Annotated in this window: 16 protein-coding genes and 1 tRNA gene; 12 read left to right on the top strand and 5 right to left on the bottom strand. The window is 62.3% G+C overall.

What is annotated here, in order from left to right; translation table 11 throughout:
- Positions 1 to 5 precede the first annotated feature (5 nt).
- The 5 genes from fdxH to selB all read left to right on the top strand — a co-directional run bounded on the left by fdxH (position 6) and on the right by selB (position 6,092).
- A complete protein-coding gene (gene fdxH, locus J8I87_RS08350; protein ID WP_209930966.1) occupies positions 6 to 944 on the top strand; it encodes a formate dehydrogenase subunit beta in 939 nt (312 codons plus the stop codon).
- Positions 941 to 1,576 (top strand): formate dehydrogenase subunit gamma, encoded by a 636-nt coding sequence (locus J8I87_RS08345; RefSeq protein ID WP_209930965.1) that lies wholly within the window; start codon positions 941 to 943, stop codon positions 1,574 to 1,576. Before fdxH ends, J8I87_RS08345 begins: the two co-directional genes overlap by 4 nt.
- A 92-nt stretch (positions 1,577 to 1,668) precedes the next feature.
- Positions 1,669 to 2,601 (top strand): formate dehydrogenase accessory protein FdhE, encoded by a 933-nt coding sequence (fdhE, locus tag J8I87_RS08340; RefSeq protein ID WP_209930964.1) that lies wholly within the window; start codon positions 1,669 to 1,671, stop codon positions 2,599 to 2,601.
- A gap of 165 nt (positions 2,602 to 2,766) precedes the next feature.
- The gene (selA, locus tag J8I87_RS08335) at positions 2,767 to 4,155 is read left to right on the top strand and encodes an L-seryl-tRNA(Sec) selenium transferase (protein ID WP_313064302.1); all 1,389 of its coding nucleotides are present in this window, start codon (positions 2,767 to 2,769) and stop codon (positions 4,153 to 4,155) included.
- Positions 4,152 to 6,092, top strand: a complete 1,941-nt coding sequence (gene selB / locus J8I87_RS08330; RefSeq protein WP_209930963.1) for a selenocysteine-specific translation elongation factor — start codon at positions 4,152 to 4,154, stop codon at positions 6,090 to 6,092. Before selA ends, selB begins: the two co-directional genes overlap by 4 nt.
- Before the next feature lie 37 nt (positions 6,093 to 6,129).
- On the opposite strand, the gene J8I87_RS08325 is transcribed toward selB, so the two are convergent.
- Positions 6,130 to 6,222, bottom strand: a tRNA-Sec gene (locus J8I87_RS08325).
- 364 nt (positions 6,223 to 6,586) lie between these two features.
- Positions 6,587 to 7,516 carry a LysR substrate-binding domain-containing protein gene (locus J8I87_RS08320; protein ID WP_209930962.1) on the bottom strand — a complete coding sequence of 310 codons (930 nt, stop codon included), beginning with the start codon at positions 7,514 to 7,516 and terminating at the stop codon, positions 6,587 to 6,589.
- A gap of 112 nt (positions 7,517 to 7,628) precedes the next feature.
- On the opposite strand from J8I87_RS08320, the gene J8I87_RS08315 reads away from it, so the two are divergent.
- A complete protein-coding gene (locus J8I87_RS08315; RefSeq protein WP_209930961.1) occupies positions 7,629 to 8,279 on the top strand; it encodes an FMN-dependent NADH-azoreductase in 651 nt (216 codons plus the stop codon).
- Between the two features lie 64 nt (positions 8,280 to 8,343).
- Here J8I87_RS08315 and J8I87_RS08310 read toward each other — a convergent pair whose 3' ends face one another.
- Together J8I87_RS08310 and J8I87_RS08305 are read right to left on the bottom strand one after the other, a co-directional pair.
- On the bottom strand, positions 8,344 to 8,931 hold the full coding sequence (locus tag J8I87_RS08310) for a TetR/AcrR family transcriptional regulator (protein WP_209930960.1): 588 nt from the start codon (positions 8,929 to 8,931) through the stop codon (positions 8,344 to 8,346).
- A gap of 62 nt (positions 8,932 to 8,993) precedes the next feature.
- Entirely contained in the window at positions 8,994 to 9,377 is a 384-nt protein-coding gene (locus J8I87_RS08305; RefSeq protein WP_209930959.1) for a tautomerase family protein, read from the bottom strand.
- Positions 9,378 to 9,498: 121 nt separating this feature from the next.
- Between J8I87_RS08305 and J8I87_RS08300 the strand changes: the two genes are divergently transcribed.
- Both J8I87_RS08300 and J8I87_RS08295 read left to right on the top strand, forming a co-directional pair.
- Complete coding sequence (locus J8I87_RS08300) at positions 9,499 to 9,783, top strand: hypothetical protein (RefSeq protein ID WP_209930958.1); 285 nt, start codon at positions 9,499 to 9,501, stop codon at positions 9,781 to 9,783.
- A 74-nt stretch (positions 9,784 to 9,857) separates the two neighbouring features.
- Positions 9,858 to 10,136: an HU family DNA-binding protein gene (locus J8I87_RS08295; RefSeq protein WP_209930957.1), complete on the top strand. Its 279-nt coding sequence runs from the start codon at positions 9,858 to 9,860 to the stop codon at positions 10,134 to 10,136.
- A 172-nt stretch (positions 10,137 to 10,308) separates the two neighbouring features.
- Here the strand turns inward: J8I87_RS08295 and J8I87_RS08290 are convergent, their stop codons facing one another.
- Complete coding sequence (locus J8I87_RS08290) at positions 10,309 to 10,644, bottom strand: hypothetical protein (RefSeq protein ID WP_280923062.1); 336 nt, start codon at positions 10,642 to 10,644, stop codon at positions 10,309 to 10,311.
- On the opposite strand from J8I87_RS08290, the gene J8I87_RS44555 reads away from it, so the two are divergent.
- From J8I87_RS44555 to J8I87_RS08270, 4 genes are all read left to right on the top strand, one after another.
- Positions 10,624 to 11,016: a hypothetical protein gene (locus J8I87_RS44555; RefSeq protein WP_245253787.1), complete on the top strand. Its 393-nt coding sequence runs from the start codon at positions 10,624 to 10,626 to the stop codon at positions 11,014 to 11,016. The two genes, J8I87_RS08290 and J8I87_RS44555, sit on opposite strands and share 21 nt — an antisense overlap.
- A gap of 364 nt (positions 11,017 to 11,380) precedes the next feature.
- Positions 11,381 to 12,589 carry an NAD(P)/FAD-dependent oxidoreductase gene (locus J8I87_RS08280; RefSeq protein WP_209930956.1) on the top strand — a complete coding sequence of 403 codons (1,209 nt, stop codon included), beginning with the start codon at positions 11,381 to 11,383 and terminating at the stop codon, positions 12,587 to 12,589.
- A gap of 226 nt (positions 12,590 to 12,815) precedes the next feature.
- Complete coding sequence (locus tag J8I87_RS08275; protein ID WP_209931036.1) at positions 12,816 to 13,541, top strand: cysteine hydrolase; 726 nt, start codon at positions 12,816 to 12,818, stop codon at positions 13,539 to 13,541.
- A 216-nt stretch (positions 13,542 to 13,757) separates the two neighbouring features.
- On the top strand, positions 13,758 to 14,579 hold the full coding sequence (locus tag J8I87_RS08270) for an SDR family NAD(P)-dependent oxidoreductase (RefSeq protein ID WP_245253786.1): 822 nt from the start codon (positions 13,758 to 13,760) through the stop codon (positions 14,577 to 14,579).
- The last annotated feature ends 108 nt before the right edge of the window (positions 14,580 to 14,687 follow it).

Below are 14,687 nucleotides of genomic sequence, written 5' to 3'. Positions count from 1 at the left end.
GCGTCATGGCATTTCAATCGCTCGATATCAAGCGCCTCTCCGCCACGACCGTGCAGCCTCCTTCAGTGCGAGAGCCGCCGACGCAAACGGTCGCGAAACTGATCGACGTGACCAAGTGCATCGGCTGCAAGGCGTGCCAGACGGCGTGCATGGAGTGGAACGATCTGCGCGACAACGTCGGCATCAGCACGGGCATCTACGATAACCCGCGCGATCTCACCGAGCATTCGTGGACGGTGATGCGCTACACCGAATACGAGAACCCGAAAGGCGACCTCGAATGGCTGATCCGCAAGGACGGCTGCATGCATTGCGAAGACCCGGGCTGCCTGAAGGCGTGTCCGGCGCCGGGCGCGATCGTGCAGTACACGAACGGCATCGTCGATTTCCACGAGGAGAACTGCATTGGCTGCGGCTATTGCATTGCGGGCTGCCCGTTCAATATCCCGCGGCTGTCGAAGGCGGACCATCGCGTCTATAAATGCACGCTCTGCTCGGACCGCGTGGGCGTCGGCCAGGAGCCGGCCTGCGTGAAGACCTGCCCGACAGGCGCGATCGTGTTCGGCACCAAGGCCGACATGATCGCGCACGCCGAAGAGCGCATCGCGGACCTGAAGGAGCGCGGCTTCGAGAAGGCGGGGCTCTACGATCCGCAGGGCGTCGGCGGCACGCATGTGATGTATGTGCTGCACCACGCGGACAAGCCGTCGCTGTATCACGGCCTGCCCGACGATCCGCACATCAGCCCGTTCGTGCAGATATGGAAGGGCATCTCGAAGCCGCTCGCGCTCGCGGCGATGGCGATCACGGCGCTGGCGGGCTTCTTCCACTACACGCGCGTCGGCCCGAACGAGGTCACGGATGAAGACGAAGAGGCCGCCCGCAACGCCGCGCACGACATCCGCGAGCGGCGTGAGCACAAGCCCGAGGAGCCCGTCAAATGAAACATCATCGGCATGAGAACCCGGATCTGATCGAGCGCTACACGCCGAACGAGCGCACGAATCACTGGATCACGGCGATCACGTTCGTCCTGCTCGCGCTGTCGGGCCTCGCGATGTTTCATCCGGCGATGTTCTGGCTCAGTGCGCTATTCGGCGGCGGGCAATGGACGCGTATCCTGCATCCGTTCATCGGCATCGTGATGTTCGTGTCGTTCATGATTCTTGCGCTGCGTTTCTGGCATCACAACTATCTGGACGCCGACGACCGGCAATGGCTGCGTCAGTATCGCGACGTGCTCGCGAACCGCGAAGACAAGCTGCCCGAAGTGGGCAGGTACAACGCCGGACAGAAGCTGCTGTTTTTCGTGCTGGTGCTGTGCCTGTTGCTGTTGCTGCTGAGCGGCATCGTCATCTGGCGCGCGTACTTCGCGTTCTATTTCCCGATCGGGGTGGTGCGCGTCGCGGCCCTGATTCACGCCTTCACGGCCTTCGTGCTGATCTGCAGCATCATCGTGCACATCTATGCGGCGCTGTGGGTGAAGGGCTCGATCGGCGCGATGGTGCGCGGCTCGGTGACGCTTGGCTGGGCGCGCAAGCATCATCCGAAGTGGTTCCGCGAGAGCATCAAGTAAGCCGGGCCGCGCGCGCGGGGCCGGGACGCGCGCTGCTCCCGCATATCTGCTACTGTTGACGCCATCCACGTCCTGAATGGCAGGAACCTGAATTGGTGCAACGCATACTGGACCCCGGCCAGATCGAAAGTCTCGATCATTCGGCCATTCCGCGGCTGCGCATGCCGGAACGCGCGTCAGTGTTCGCGACGCGCGCGGCGCGGCTTCGTCAACTGGCGGGCACGAGCCCGATCGGCGGTTATATCCGCCTGATGGCGTCACTCGCCGATGCGCAGCAGCAGGTGCTCGCGCAGGTCAGCGCGGCGATGCCTTCCGCCGAATCCATTGCACTTGCCCAGCAGCATTCGATGCCGATTGCGCCCGCCTCCACGCCGCAACGCGATCCACAGTGGCGCGACGTGCTGCACAGTTTGCTCGATCGCGTCGAAGCGGCGGGTCTCGTAACGCCCGTGCTCGCGCGAGTGATCGACGGGTTGCGCCTGAAACGCGCGGAAGAACTCGATGCGCTCGCCGATGCCGTTTTGTCGCTGCGCTTCAGCGAGGTCGAGCCGGCGAGCGCGCCGTTCGTGATGGCCGCGCTGCAAGTGCTGTGGACGGACATCGCGAGCCGCATCCACGAGCGCGATGTGCCGTATCTCGACACGCCCGGCGCGTGTCCCGTCTGCGGCGCGCAGCCGGTGGCGAGCATCGTGCGCGTCGGCGGGCAGTTCCAGGGTTATCGCTATCTGCAATGCGGACTGTGCGCGACCGAATACCATGTGGTGCGCGTCAAGTGCTCGAATTGCGATTCGACGAAAGGCATCGCCTATCACGGGATCGACGGCGGCAGCGACGCGCTGAAGGCCGAATCGTGCGACGAATGCCACACGTACCGCAAGATCGGCTATCAGGAGAAGGACTACGACTTCGAGCCGCTCGCGGACGATCTCGCGAGTCTCACGCTCGATCTGCTGATGAACGAAGCAGGCTACAGGCGCAGCAGTCCTAATCCGCTGTTGTGGCCGGAAGTGCCATCCGACGAATGAACGTCGATACGGGGGACGCGAGCCGTGAACGAAGTGTCGCGCAAGGCGTCAGCCAACCATGCGGCGAACGCGCCGCCCAATGAGCCGCGCAATGAGTCGCGCGACGAGCCGCGCGATGAGCCGCCCAGTGAGCCGCATGACAAGGCACGTGCGAAGCTCGCGCGCGTGCCTGCTGTGGAGCGCGTGCTGTCGTCGCCGGCCGCGCAGCCTTTGATGGGCGCATACGGACACACGCAGGTGGTCGACGCGATACGCGCCGCAGCCGATGCGCTCAGACGCGAATTGTTGGCAGGCGCGGTGTTCGACGCGTCGTTCAGCTTCGAAACGAAGCTCGTCGACGATGCGGCCCGCCTGCTCGCGGTCCGCGCACGCGCCCATCTGCGCCCCGTGTTCAATCTCACCGGGACCGTGCTGCACACGAATCTCGGCCGCGCGCTGTTGCCCGACGAAGCCGTGCGTGCCGTGGTCGAAGCGCTGACGCGGCCCGTCAACCTCGAGTTCGATCTCACGACAGGCGGACGCGGCGATCGCGACGACCTGATCGAAGAACTGATCTGCGAACTGACGGGCGCCGAGGCGGCGACTGTCGTCAACAACAATGCGGCGGCGGTGTTGCTCACGCTATCGGCGTTGGCGTCGAAGCAGGAAGTGGTGGTGTCGCGCGGGGAGCTGGTCGAGATCGGCGGCGCTTTTAGGATTCCCGACATCATGTCGCGCGCGGGCGCGAAGCTGCGCGAAATCGGCACGACGAACCGCACGCATCTGAAGGATTACGATGAAGCGATCGGCGCGCGCACCGCGCTGCTGATGAAGGTTCATTGCAGCAACTATGCAATCGAGGGCTTCACGAAAAGCGTATCCGTCGACGAAGTCGCGCGGCTCGCGCATATGCGCGGCCTGCCGATGGCCGTCGATCTGGGCAGCGGCACGCTCGTCGATCTCGCGCAATACGGGTTGCCGACCGAGCCGACCGTGCGAGAGACCGTCGGCGCGGGCGCGGATCTCGTCACGTTCAGCGGTGACAAGCTGCTGGGCGGCCCGCAAGCGGGCTTGGTCGTCGGGCGCGCGGAGCTGATCCGCAAGATCAGGAAGCATCCGTTGAAGCGCGCGCTGCGCGTCGGCAAGCTCACGCTTGCGGCGCTCGAACCCGTGCTGCAGCTTTATCGCGCGCCCGAACTGTTGCGCGAGCGTTTGACCACGCTGCGTCTCCTGACGCGTCCCGCCGCCGAAATGCACGCTCAGGCTTTGCGTCTGCAAGGCGTGCTGGAACGCGCACTCGGGCAAGCGTATAGCGTGACGGCCGAGCCGATGGCGAGCCAGATCGGCAGCGGCGCATTCCCTGTCGATCAGTTGCCGAGCTTCGGGCTCGTCGTGCGCAATGCGGCCGGCAAACGCGGCGGCCGCGCGCTGATGAAGCTCGAAGCAGCGCTGCGCGCATTGCCGCGCCCCGTCATCGGCCGCATTGCCGACGATGCGCTGCGTCTCGATCTGCGCTGCCTCGAAGCCGCCGACGAAGCCGCATTCGCCGCGCAATGCGCGGAGCTGCGAATATGATCGTCGGCACGGCGGGCCACATTGATCACGGCAAGACGACGCTGGTGCGCGCGCTGACGGGCGTCGACACCGACCGCCTGAAAGAAGAGAAGGCACGCGGCATTTCGATCGAACTCGGCTACGCGTACGCGCCGCTCGATAACGGCGACGTGCTCGGCATGATCGACGTGCCGGGCCACGAAAAGCTCGTGCATACGATGGCGGCGGGCGCGTGCGGCATCGACTACGCGCTGCTCGTGATCGCCGCCGACGACGGCATCATGCCGCAGACGCGCGAGCATCTCGCGATCCTGCAACTGCTCGGCGTCACGCGCGGCGCGATCGCGCTGACGAAAACCGATCGCGTCGATCACGCGCGCGTCGTTCAAGCGCGCGAAGAGATTCGTGCATGGCTCGCTTCGACGGTGCTGCGCGAAGCGCCCTTGTTCGAAACGAACGCAACCGCGCCCGATGATGCGGGCGTGCGCACGCTGTCGCGTCATCTGCATGACATGGCTGTTGCCTGGCAAGCACGGCGCGACGACGGACTGTTCCGTCTTGCGATCGACCGCGTGTTCACGCTCGCGGGGCAGGGGACGATCGTGACGGGCACGGTGTTCGCAGGACGCGCGGCGACGGGCGATTCGTTGATGCTCGAACCCGCGCATCGAACCGTGCGCGTGCGCGGCATTCATGCGCAAAACCGCGCAACCGATGTGGGGCGCGCGGGACAGCGCTGCGCGCTGAACCTCGCGGGTATCGACAAGGACGCGATTGCGCGCGGCGACTGGATCGTCGATGAACGGCTCGCGAAACCGGGCGAGCGGCTCGACGTCGAGCTGACACTGCTCGCCGATGTGGGCATCACGCTGCAACATTGGGCGCCGTTGCACGTGCATCTGGGCACGTTGCATCGCGTCGCGCATGTCGCCCTGCTCGATGCCGGCACGCTGGCCGCGGGGCACACGGCGCGGGTGCAACTCGTGTTCGATGGGCCCGTCTGCGCGCTGCCGGGTGACCGCTTCATCGTGCGCAATGCGCAGGCGACACGCACGGTCGGTGGCGGGCGCGTGCTCGATCCGTTCGGTCCATCGCGCAAGCGAAGGACGGCGGAGCGGCGCGCGTGGCTCGATGCAATGCAGGCGTGGCTCGATGACAGGCGCATCGGGCCGCTGCTCGAACAGGCGCCGCGCGGCGTAGCGCGTTCGATGCTGATGCAGTTGACGGGCCTGCCCGCCGACGCATTGCCGCTGCCCGCCGATGTCGTCGAGATTGCGTTGCACGGCAAGGACGCGGCCGATGCGATGATCGTGCTGCGTTCGCACTGGGCGCGTCTGCGCTCGACGGTGCTCGCGTCACTCGACCAATACCATGCGCGCTCGCCGGACGAGCTTGGACCCGATGCCGCGCGCTTGCGCCGCATCGCCGCGCCCCTCGTGGCCGATGCGATGTGGCGCGCGTTGATCGATTCGATGGTGGACGAAGGCACGCTCGCGAAAAACGGACCGTGGCTGCATCTGCCCGCGCATTCGGTATCGCTCGATACCAACGAGCAGGTTCTCGCGGATGCTTTGCTGCCGCTGCTTGCGCAGGGCCGCTACGATCCGCCGTGGGTCCGCGAGCTAGCGAAGACGACGGACGCACATGAAGACGCGGTGCGCCAGGTGTTGCGCAAGCTTGCGCGGCAAGGCGATGTGTATCAGGTCGTCCACGATCTGTTTTATCACCGCGCGGTGGTGCATGAACTTGCAAGGCTCATCGCGGATATCGCAAACGATCATGGGGGCGCGTTGGTCGCGACGGCGTTTCGCGACACGACGGGTTTGGGACGCAAGCGCGCGATCCAGATTCTGGAGTTCTTCGATCGCATCGGTTATACGCGTTTTCAGCGCGGTGTTCACTGGTTGAGGCCAGATTCGCAATTGCATGAAGCGCTGGTGTGCGAATCCGGCGCGTGAAGATTCAGGTTCTCTGAAATCCCACGCCGCCGCTGGGCGGAAGGCAGCCGGAGTCGAACCGACCAGGGAGCGGCTGACGCCCCCTACTGGGTTTGAAGCCCAGCCGCACCACCAGATACGAATGCCTTCCTGTGTCGATCCCGGCCAGCCATTGTACGACGCGTCACACTGAGTTCTCTTCAGTTAATTTTGAGCCTTTGCGTATCCCCCGATTCGCCATAGGAATGACGCAGGAGCGCGCGCCGTGGGCGGAAGAAAAATCAAGCAGAGGTTGGTCGCGGGAAGGGCACGATGCGGCAACGGAGCCGCCGCAAGCGTTCTCCTAAGAGGGCGCGCGCCAGTTTCCGTTCTCTCCACTGAACTCAAAGATGCGGGCGTCGTCGCCGGGAATCGTTCGCGTTGCGTCGTTAGCGGTGCAAGCAGATTCCAGTGGTTTGTACAGCTGGGAACCGGCGTGAGTAGCCGACCGATGTCTTCAATATGCGCAATTGTCGTTAGGCGCCCTGTTTCAGCCACTCTCTGCACTCGCGTAGCGCGGACGTCGCTGGATGACCCAGCTGACCGTCCGCAGTCGCGCCTTTGTGCGCGAATGCCTGCACGATCGCTCTGCCCAGTTCGTCCACGATATGCGCCCAAGCACCCTCGGCGGCGAACATCGTGAACTCGACGTCGGGCAGCGCAGGCAGACCGGCATCCGGCGCGACCACGCGCAAGCCATGCGCGAGTTGTGTCTGCACAATCGGCGTCACCGCAAAGCCGGCCTGCGCCGCGGCGCACAGGCCTGCGCCACTCGAGCACACGAACGCGATCCGGTAATCGACGCTGGCTCGCGCGAGTGCGGTCAGCGCGGCCTCACGATACGGACACGGTTCTGGCAACAGCGCGAGCGGCACAGGAGCCCCAGGGGTGAGCGATGCCCACTCGGCTCCTGCCCACACGAGCGGTTCGCGCCAAAGTACTCGTCCCGGGCGCGCGCCTTGGCAGCGTCCACCTATTACCGCGTCAAGTTCGCCCTGATCCATCGCATGCAGCAGGTCGGCCGGAATGCCAACCTTGACACTGAACGCCACACGCGGATAGCGGACCGCGAACGACTGCATCACGTTCATCAGCCTGACATTGGCAAGATCTTCGGATAAGCCGACACGTATCGCACCCTCGCTAGGTCCGCGCGACAGTTGTGCCTGCGCATCATGATTGAGCGCGAGGATGGCGCGCGCGTAACCCAACAGCAACTCGCCGTCCGACGTGAGTGTCACCGAGCGTGTGGTGCGTGCGAGCAGATCACGGCCGATCTGTTTTTCCAGACGCCGCAAATGCGCACTGACCGCGGACTGAGTCAGATTGAGACGGGCGGCCGCGTGTGTGAAGCCGCCTTCCTGGACAACCGCCACGAAAGATCGCAACAGAACGGTATCGAACATGAGGCTCACCTAATTCAGTGCGATCTCAAATGAATAGCGCCATGATACTTCATTTATATTTCGCGTTGAAATATGTTCTGATTGCAGAACTCATCCAGTCTGGAGCAATCCCATGCCGACTCTGCTGCACATCGAATCGTCGCCACGCAAAACGCGGTCTGCCTCGCTTGAAGTGGCGCGTGCGTATCTGGACGCGTATCGCCAAATCCATCCGGATCACGGGGTCGACGTGCTGGACCTGTGGTCGACCGAATTGCCTGAATTCAATGGCGACGCGCTGGATGCGAAGTATGCGGACCTGAGCGGGGAGACATTAAGTGTTGCCCAGCAGCACGCATGGGCGCACATCCAGCACCCCGCACAGCGGCTGCACGACGCGGATACGCTGCTGTTCTCCGTGCCACTGTGGAATTTTTCCATTCCGTACAAGCTGAAGCATTTTATTGACGTCGTTTCACAACGGAACATCCTCTTCTCGTTCGATGAGCGAGGGGCCTCGGGATTGCTGAAGGGCAAGCAGGCCGTGGTGATCTATGCCCGAGGCCTCGACTATTCAATGGACTCGGGGACGCCCGCGCATTCGTTCGATTTTCAGCGGCCATTCATGGAAGCGTGGTTGAGATTCGTCGGCGTCACTGATGTCGAATCGATCATTGTCGAGAAGACGCTGCTGGGTTCCGAAGTCGATCGCGTGGCCAGACAGGCTGCGCGCGAGCGTGCTGTGGAGCTTGCGCGGGCGGCTAACGTGTCGGTTCTTGAGTGAGCCACTCCGCACTAACGCCTCGCCGCGGTGAAACGCGCGCTGAGTTTCTTGCTCTGGCGCGCAGCTAGAAACCGTCGTGCAAATAGTCGCGCACAGCCACGAGTATTTCATCGGAGAGGGGATCGCCGCGCACCGCGCGCGCGAGCGTGACCGCCCCCACCAGGATCGACAGACGGGCGATGGCGCGCTGACGTGTCTTCTTCGACGGACGCGGACCAGCAAACGACAGCAGTCTGCCGAGCATCGCCTTGATACCTTGCGCGTACGCGCCGCGCACCGGCTTGGCCGTGTCCTCGCGGCCCACATCGGCGGCGAGGCCCACTGCGGGGCACCCGCTGCCGGGCTCGTCGCGCTGCTTCGCACTGAGGTAGTGCTTCGCGAGCGCGCCGACGAAAGCCTGCTCATCGGCATCCTCCCTCGCCAGCGACCTCCAGCGCACATCGGACTCGCTGAATGCTCGCTCGCACGCCACCGCCGCGAGTTCGTCCTTCGATTCGAAATGGCCGTAGAACCCGCCATGCGTGAGTCCTGCGCTTGCCATGATGTCCGCCACCGACACGCCGTTCAAGCCGCGCTCCTTGAACAGGCGCGCGGAAGCCGCCTCGATCAGCTGGCGGTTCTTGTCGGTTTGTTCCCTCGATACGCGAGGCATCCGTGCTCTCCGTCGTGTGCAACGCGAACCGCCCGCGCGGCCCGCGCGTGTCGATCATTCGCTTATTGCGCGTATTGCGCCTGGCCGTTGCCGAATGACCAGTTCTCTTTGGGCACTTCGACGAGACTGATGAACAGGTCCTCGCGCCGCAATCCGACGCGCGCGTGAAGACCTTCGCTCAACGCCTTGTAAAACGCCTTTTTGGTCGCGACATCTCGCCCCGTATTCAATGTGAGCTGCACGATGATGCACTGAGGCGAGCGCTGGATGCCGAGGTAGCTCGGATCGGCGATGAAGTCGCCGGGCCGGTGTTCGTTGACCACCATGAAACGGTCGTCGGCCGGCACGTTCATCGTGGTGGTCATTGCCTTGTAGACTTCATCGGCGACGGCGCTGCGATATTCGGCGGATTGGCCTTCCGCGAGATCGATGCGGACAAGTGGCATGTTTGTCTCCTGAATGAGTGCGATTGCGCCGGCGCACATGGCCAGCGGATGCAAAAGAGAAGTCCCGGTAGCGGGTTCGTCACATGGCGATAATAAATGATGATCATAATGTATTCAATAGATGACGACCGTCATTTATCAGTCGCCGCGAGTTTTGCGTGTGGCACATGTCGCTTTGGCACGAACTGCTGCACGCTCGCCCAGCAAAACCCCGCTGATCAGCGCGGTGACCGAACGTCGTGTGCCGCAGTGTGCCGGGACGCTTGCCGAAGATCGCGAGGCACCATTCGCGGTCGTTCATGAGGCGGAAAATCTGTCGGTTCAAGCTCCCGGCGCACGCGCCAGCGGGAGCGCCTCGCCTGAAGATATCGGCCGCGACGCCATTTCCACAAGCGCTATGGGTTGATTTCTACCGTATGCATAAGGTAGGGTGATGTCCGGTCCGCGATTTGCGGACGTTACGTCAAAGGGGGCTCACATATGAATAAACAGGATTTGATCGATGCCGTGGCGGCCGCTACGGGTGAAAGCAAGGCCAGCACGGGCGCGGCTATCGACGCCATCCTCGAAACCGTCACCGCGGCGGTGACGCGTGGCGATACGGTGCAACTGATCGGCTTCGGGTCGTTTTCGACGGGAGCCCGCGCCGAGCGCGCGGGTCGCAATCCGTCGACGGGCGAGACCATCACGATTCCTGCGGCGACAACAGTCAAGTTTACGGCTGGAAAAGCATTCAAGGACATCGTGAACGGCACCTGAACAATCTGTGTAATCGGCCCGGCTTTTTGCCGGACATTACCGGATCGCTGCCTTGCCATGAAACTCGTTGACAAGGCAGTTCTGGAAATTTCTGCGCTAATCACGACGCGGCCGGGTGCTATCCCGAGGCCGCTGGATCATGTCGCGAGTCAGGCGACCCCAAACCGCTCTTTCAGTAGCGGGGGCGCGTGCGGCTGACGGGCACCACACTGCGCTGCGCGTCGCCCATCACGAGGTTCATGCTCTGATCAGCCTTTAGCAACGCTAGCGCATGCGGCAGGCTGACAATATGGCTGCGACGCACGCGCAAAAAGAGACTGCTGTCGAGCGCAACGGAGATCCGCCAGCGACAGGTTCGACAGATAACGGTCGTCTTTCGTGACGATCGTCGTGTAGTGTCCGTCGCCGCTGAAAGCGGATGATGTCTTTCAGGTCGTACGCGCATCAACTGCTCGCCATCAAGCTCTTCGAGCAGGATGCGCGGCCCATGCGCGACAAGGAGCAGCACGTCTTCTCCGAGCGCTATCTGCTCAAGCGGCCGCTGCTCGAAGCCATTACGACAAGGCCCGCGCCCGTGCTGCTGATCGACGAGATCCGCCAAACACCGACGAAGCGTTCGAAGCGTACCTGCTCGAACTGCTGTCGCGCTTCCAGCTGTCGATTCCCGCTTCTGATTGCAAGCCGCCGCAAGGCCGAGCGGCTGCGCGAGACAGATCTGGCAATGAAGCGCCCAACCGGCACATGCCGGGCTGCGAAACGCACGCGGGACAAAACGCGACCATGCGTTTTCCTTCATCCACAGGGATTGTTCGAAGGGGATAGTCGCCCGTTGAATTCACCGGCCCAAAGGTCCGCGGAAAGCGATATCGCCCGTCCTTGATTGTTGCCGCCGAAGCAACATGGTGAGCTGATTTGCGGGGCTACTGGCGCTCGACCTGCAATTCTAGAATCTGCCTTGACAGTGTCCGGACAAGCGATGTCCGCGAGTCATGCTCAGCCATTTCCACACTGGACCAGGCAGTTTGATGAAAGTGGATCAATTCCTGGTCAGCGCGATCGCGACAGTCGAGCTTCTCGATGAGAGAGGTACGCCTCGCGATGAAGTGGAACCGGCCAATGTCATCCCGGAGACAGGCACCGTGCGGCGATCGCGAAAGATCTCTGCGTGACGAAGCAGCGCAGGAGTTGCGGCGCTTGCGGTTGCTTGTCGTCGGCTTCGCAACTTTCTTACGGAAAGCAATATCATGTCGCAGAAGATTTTGATAGTGGGTGCCGGCTTTGCCGGAGTGTGGGGCGCACTAGGCGCAGCGCGCGTGCTCGATGGGGCTGGCGTACGGAGCAGCGACGTGGAAATTACCTTGATCTCGCCGAAGCCGGAATTGCAGATTCGGCCGCGGATGTACGAAAGCGAGCCGCAGCGAATGGCTGCACCGCTGCTGCCGCTGCTCGATGCTGTCGGCGTCAAGTATGTCGAAGGTAGCGTCGAAGAGATTTCCGTTCGCGACAAGAGCGTGCGTGTCACGTCGGCGAATGGCGAGAAGCGTTCGCTCGCGTATGACCGGCTGCTGTTGACGAGTGGCAGCAAGCTGAACAGGCCGCCGATTCCGGGTCTGGCTGAATATGCATTCTCTGTCGATCGTATCGAGGACGCCGTCGTGCTCGACAACCACTTCGCCCAGCTGGCGAAGCTGCCGGAAACGCCCGCGCGCAACACGGTCGCCGTCGTCGGTTGCGGCTTCACGGGTATCGAAGTCGCAACCGAACTGCCCAAGCGGTTGCGCGACCTGTTTGGTGCAGACGCGGCGGTTCGTGTCGTCGTGATCGGCTCTCAGGAGGAGATCGGTCCCGATCTTGGAGCCAACCCACGTCCCTTCATTGCTGAAGCGTTCAAGACGCTCGGTGTCGAGGCCGTGCTCGGTTCCGGCGTGGTGTCGGTCGATGCGGACGGCGTTCGCACCGCGTCGGGTGTCCGTATCGAAGCCAGTACCGTGATCTGGGCAGGCGGCATGCGCGCCAGCACACTCGCGGCACAAGTGTCATCGCGCCTGGATCCGCTCGGACGCGTTGAAGTGGCAGCTGATCTTCGCGTGGCGGAAGCACCGGATGTGTTTCTGGCGGGTGATGTGGCGCGCGCCCAGTGCGACGATGATGGGCGCTATGCGTTGATGTCCTGTCAGCACGCGATGGTGATGGGGAAGTTCGGTGGATACAACGTGGCCGCCGATCTGATCGGCGTTCCGACTCTCGCTTACACACAGCCGTTCTATGCGACGTGTGTCGACCTCGGCGAATGGGGCGCTATCTACTCGGAAGGTTGGGACCGCCAGATCAAACTGACGCACGCTGAAGGCAAGACGCGCAAACAGATGATCAACACGCAATGGATCTATCCGCCCGCGCCGAATCGCGCCGAAGCTTTGGCCGCAGGCAACCCGCTGGCGTCCTTTGGCTGACGGGTTGACTTCGCCTGCTCTACGGTAGCAGGCGGAATGAATGGACCACGTGCGGTCGCGGCTTACAGCGTGTTCAACAGACACACGCGTGCCGCCACCGCACCAGTCAGCTTCGCCAACCCGACGAAGCATTCGATGGTCCGGGCACCGCACCGCGCGAACCTGCCGCGGTTCTATCCAGTCGTGTCATTGGGGCCTTTCTGGCCCAATTCGAGAGCCATTTAACATGTGCAATCTACCCTCCCACTATGCTGATCCCGCCGATCCCGCTCTGCCCTGTTCTGAACTGAAACTCGACTTGTCCCGCACGGCGCTTGTTGTGATCGATCCGCAGATCGATTTCATGAGCCCCGAAGGTCGCAGCTGGGCCGTCGTCGGGGAAAGCGTGACTGAGCAGAATCTCGTTTCCAACCTGATCCGTCTTTTTCAGGCGGCAAAACAGGCGGGCATCACTGTTGCCGTTTCGCCGCATTACTACTATCCGCACGACCACACCTGGAAGGTGCAAGGCCCGGCAGAGATGTTTCAGCACGCAATAGGCATGTTCGACCGTCCGGGCTCCCTGACAGTGGATGGATTTCGTGGCTCAGGCGCCGATTTCGTCCCGGAACTGAAGCCGTATGTCGAGGACGGTAAGACGATTATCTGCTCGACTCACAAGCTGTACGGTCCGCAAGCCAATGACCTGACACTGCAATTGCGCAAGCAGCGTGTGGACCAGGTGATTCTCGCCGGCATGGCGGCGAACCTCTGCGTGGAGTCGCATCTGCGTGATCTGCTTGAACAGGGCTTCGAAGTCGCGGTGGTGCGCGATGCCGTGGCTGGTCCGAAGCTGCCGGAGGGCGACGGTTATCACGCGGCGCTAGTCAACTTCCGCTATATCGCAAACGCGCTTTGGACAACCGAGGAGGCCGTCAAACGATTGCTTGGTAGCAACGCCGCTGCGGCTTGACGAAAGCCGGGGAGCGCGCAGTTCCATTCAGACGCTGCGCGCACCGCAATGCGTGAGTTCTCCGATCTCGCTTCTCCATGGCTTGGTTGAATTATCGAAAACCGGTTCTCTCCCTTGTCGATAAGACTACTGAAGTAGTCATATCGCTTCTTGTCACTTCGACATCACACGATTTCAAATCCCTGAAAAACAAGCCTTTTTTATCTGGCCCGATCCTTGTTATATCAAACCCGTCGCGACGACCAGATAAAGGTCGACAGACGAGAGAATGAACTCAATGAAAAGGAAACAACTATGTTTAGGGAATTTGAAGATCGCCTAGCTGTCGTGACGGGAGCAAGCTCCGGAATTGGCCTTGCGACTACGCGTCGTTTGCTGGAGAACGGTGCGCGTGTATTGGCGATGAGCCGCACGATGGGCGACCTGGATTCTTTGCGATCTCAGTACGCTACGAAGTTGAAGTGTATGAAAGGAGATGTGACCAAAAGCGAAGACCTGCAAACGCTGTCCGACCTTGCCCGGCAGCTTGGCCAAATCGACTATCTGGTGCCCAACGCGGGCATTGCGCGGTTGGCGAACGGAATGGAGCCTTCTGCCTTCGAGCATCAGTGGGCAGTGAACGGAGCGGGCGCACTCAACACGCTGTCGGCCGTGCGGGAGCAATTGGCAAAGCCGGCTTCCGTGGTCTTCATTGGAACGTTTCTGTCGCAGATCACGTTTCCCGGTTTGGCGGCTTATATCGCCTCGAAAAGCGCTCTCAAGGCCCACGCAAAGACACTGGCGGTGGAACTGGCGCCTCAAGGCATCAGAATCAATCTTGTTTCGCCGGGTCCGACGGCGACGGCCATCTGGTCGTCATTGGGATTGCCTGCGGATCAGCTTTCAGATGTTGCCGGCCAGGTCAATAAGCGTTTGCTCTCTGGCTGCTTCCTCGACCCCGCTGCGGTTGCCGACACGGTTCTCTTCTTGCTGTCATCCGCATCTCGCGGCCTGTATGGTCAGGATTTGATCGTGGACAACGGCTATACGTTGCAGTAGTGCGCTGCCGGCATTGAGCCGGTAATTGAAGGTGCCGCGATTTGCCCGGGAGGTATCAGGCAGATCGCGCCCTTTGCATCTGATGTACTCGCGGCGTCCGCGCCGTAA

The organism is Paraburkholderia sp. LEh10 (assembly GCF_017814945.1).
In the GTDB taxonomy this organism is placed as follows: Bacteria; Pseudomonadota; Gammaproteobacteria; order Burkholderiales; family Burkholderiaceae; genus Paraburkholderia.
Note: the sequence above shows the minus strand (reverse complement) of the source record. Positions and strands in the feature narration are given on the sequence as shown.

What these genes read in the sequence shown, in the direction of transcription:
- J8I87_RS08315 (WP_209930961.1), top strand. Translation starts at nt 7,629, where the DNA reads ATGCCGACTCTGCTGCACATCGAATCGTCGCCACGCAAAACGCGGTCT.
- J8I87_RS08305 (WP_209930959.1), bottom strand. Translation starts at nt 9,377, where the DNA reads ATGCCACTTGTCCGCATCGATCTCGCGGAAGGCCAATCCGCCGAATAT.
- J8I87_RS08295 (WP_209930957.1), top strand. Translation starts at nt 9,858, where the DNA reads ATGAATAAACAGGATTTGATCGATGCCGTGGCGGCCGCTACGGGTGAA.
- J8I87_RS08275 (WP_209931036.1), top strand. Translation starts at nt 12,816, where the DNA reads ATGTGCAATCTACCCTCCCACTATGCTGATCCCGCCGATCCCGCTCTG.
- J8I87_RS44555 (WP_245253787.1), top strand. Translation starts at nt 10,624, where the DNA reads ATGCGCGACAAGGAGCAGCACGTCTTCTCCGAGCGCTATCTGCTCAAG.
- J8I87_RS08310 (WP_209930960.1), bottom strand. Translation starts at nt 8,931, where the DNA reads ATGCCTCGCGTATCGAGGGAACAAACCGACAAGAACCGCCAGCTGATC.
- selB (WP_209930963.1), top strand. Translation starts at nt 4,152, where the DNA reads ATGATCGTCGGCACGGCGGGCCACATTGATCACGGCAAGACGACGCTG.
- J8I87_RS08300 (WP_209930958.1), top strand. Translation starts at nt 9,499, where the DNA reads ATGACGACCGTCATTTATCAGTCGCCGCGAGTTTTGCGTGTGGCACAT.
- fdxH (WP_209930966.1), top strand. Translation starts at nt 6, where the DNA reads ATGGCATTTCAATCGCTCGATATCAAGCGCCTCTCCGCCACGACCGTG.
- J8I87_RS08280 (WP_209930956.1), top strand. Translation starts at nt 11,381, where the DNA reads ATGTCGCAGAAGATTTTGATAGTGGGTGCCGGCTTTGCCGGAGTGTGG.
- J8I87_RS08320 (WP_209930962.1), bottom strand. Translation starts at nt 7,516, where the DNA reads ATGTTCGATACCGTTCTGTTGCGATCTTTCGTGGCGGTTGTCCAGGAA.
- J8I87_RS08345 (WP_209930965.1), top strand. Translation starts at nt 941, where the DNA reads ATGAAACATCATCGGCATGAGAACCCGGATCTGATCGAGCGCTACACG.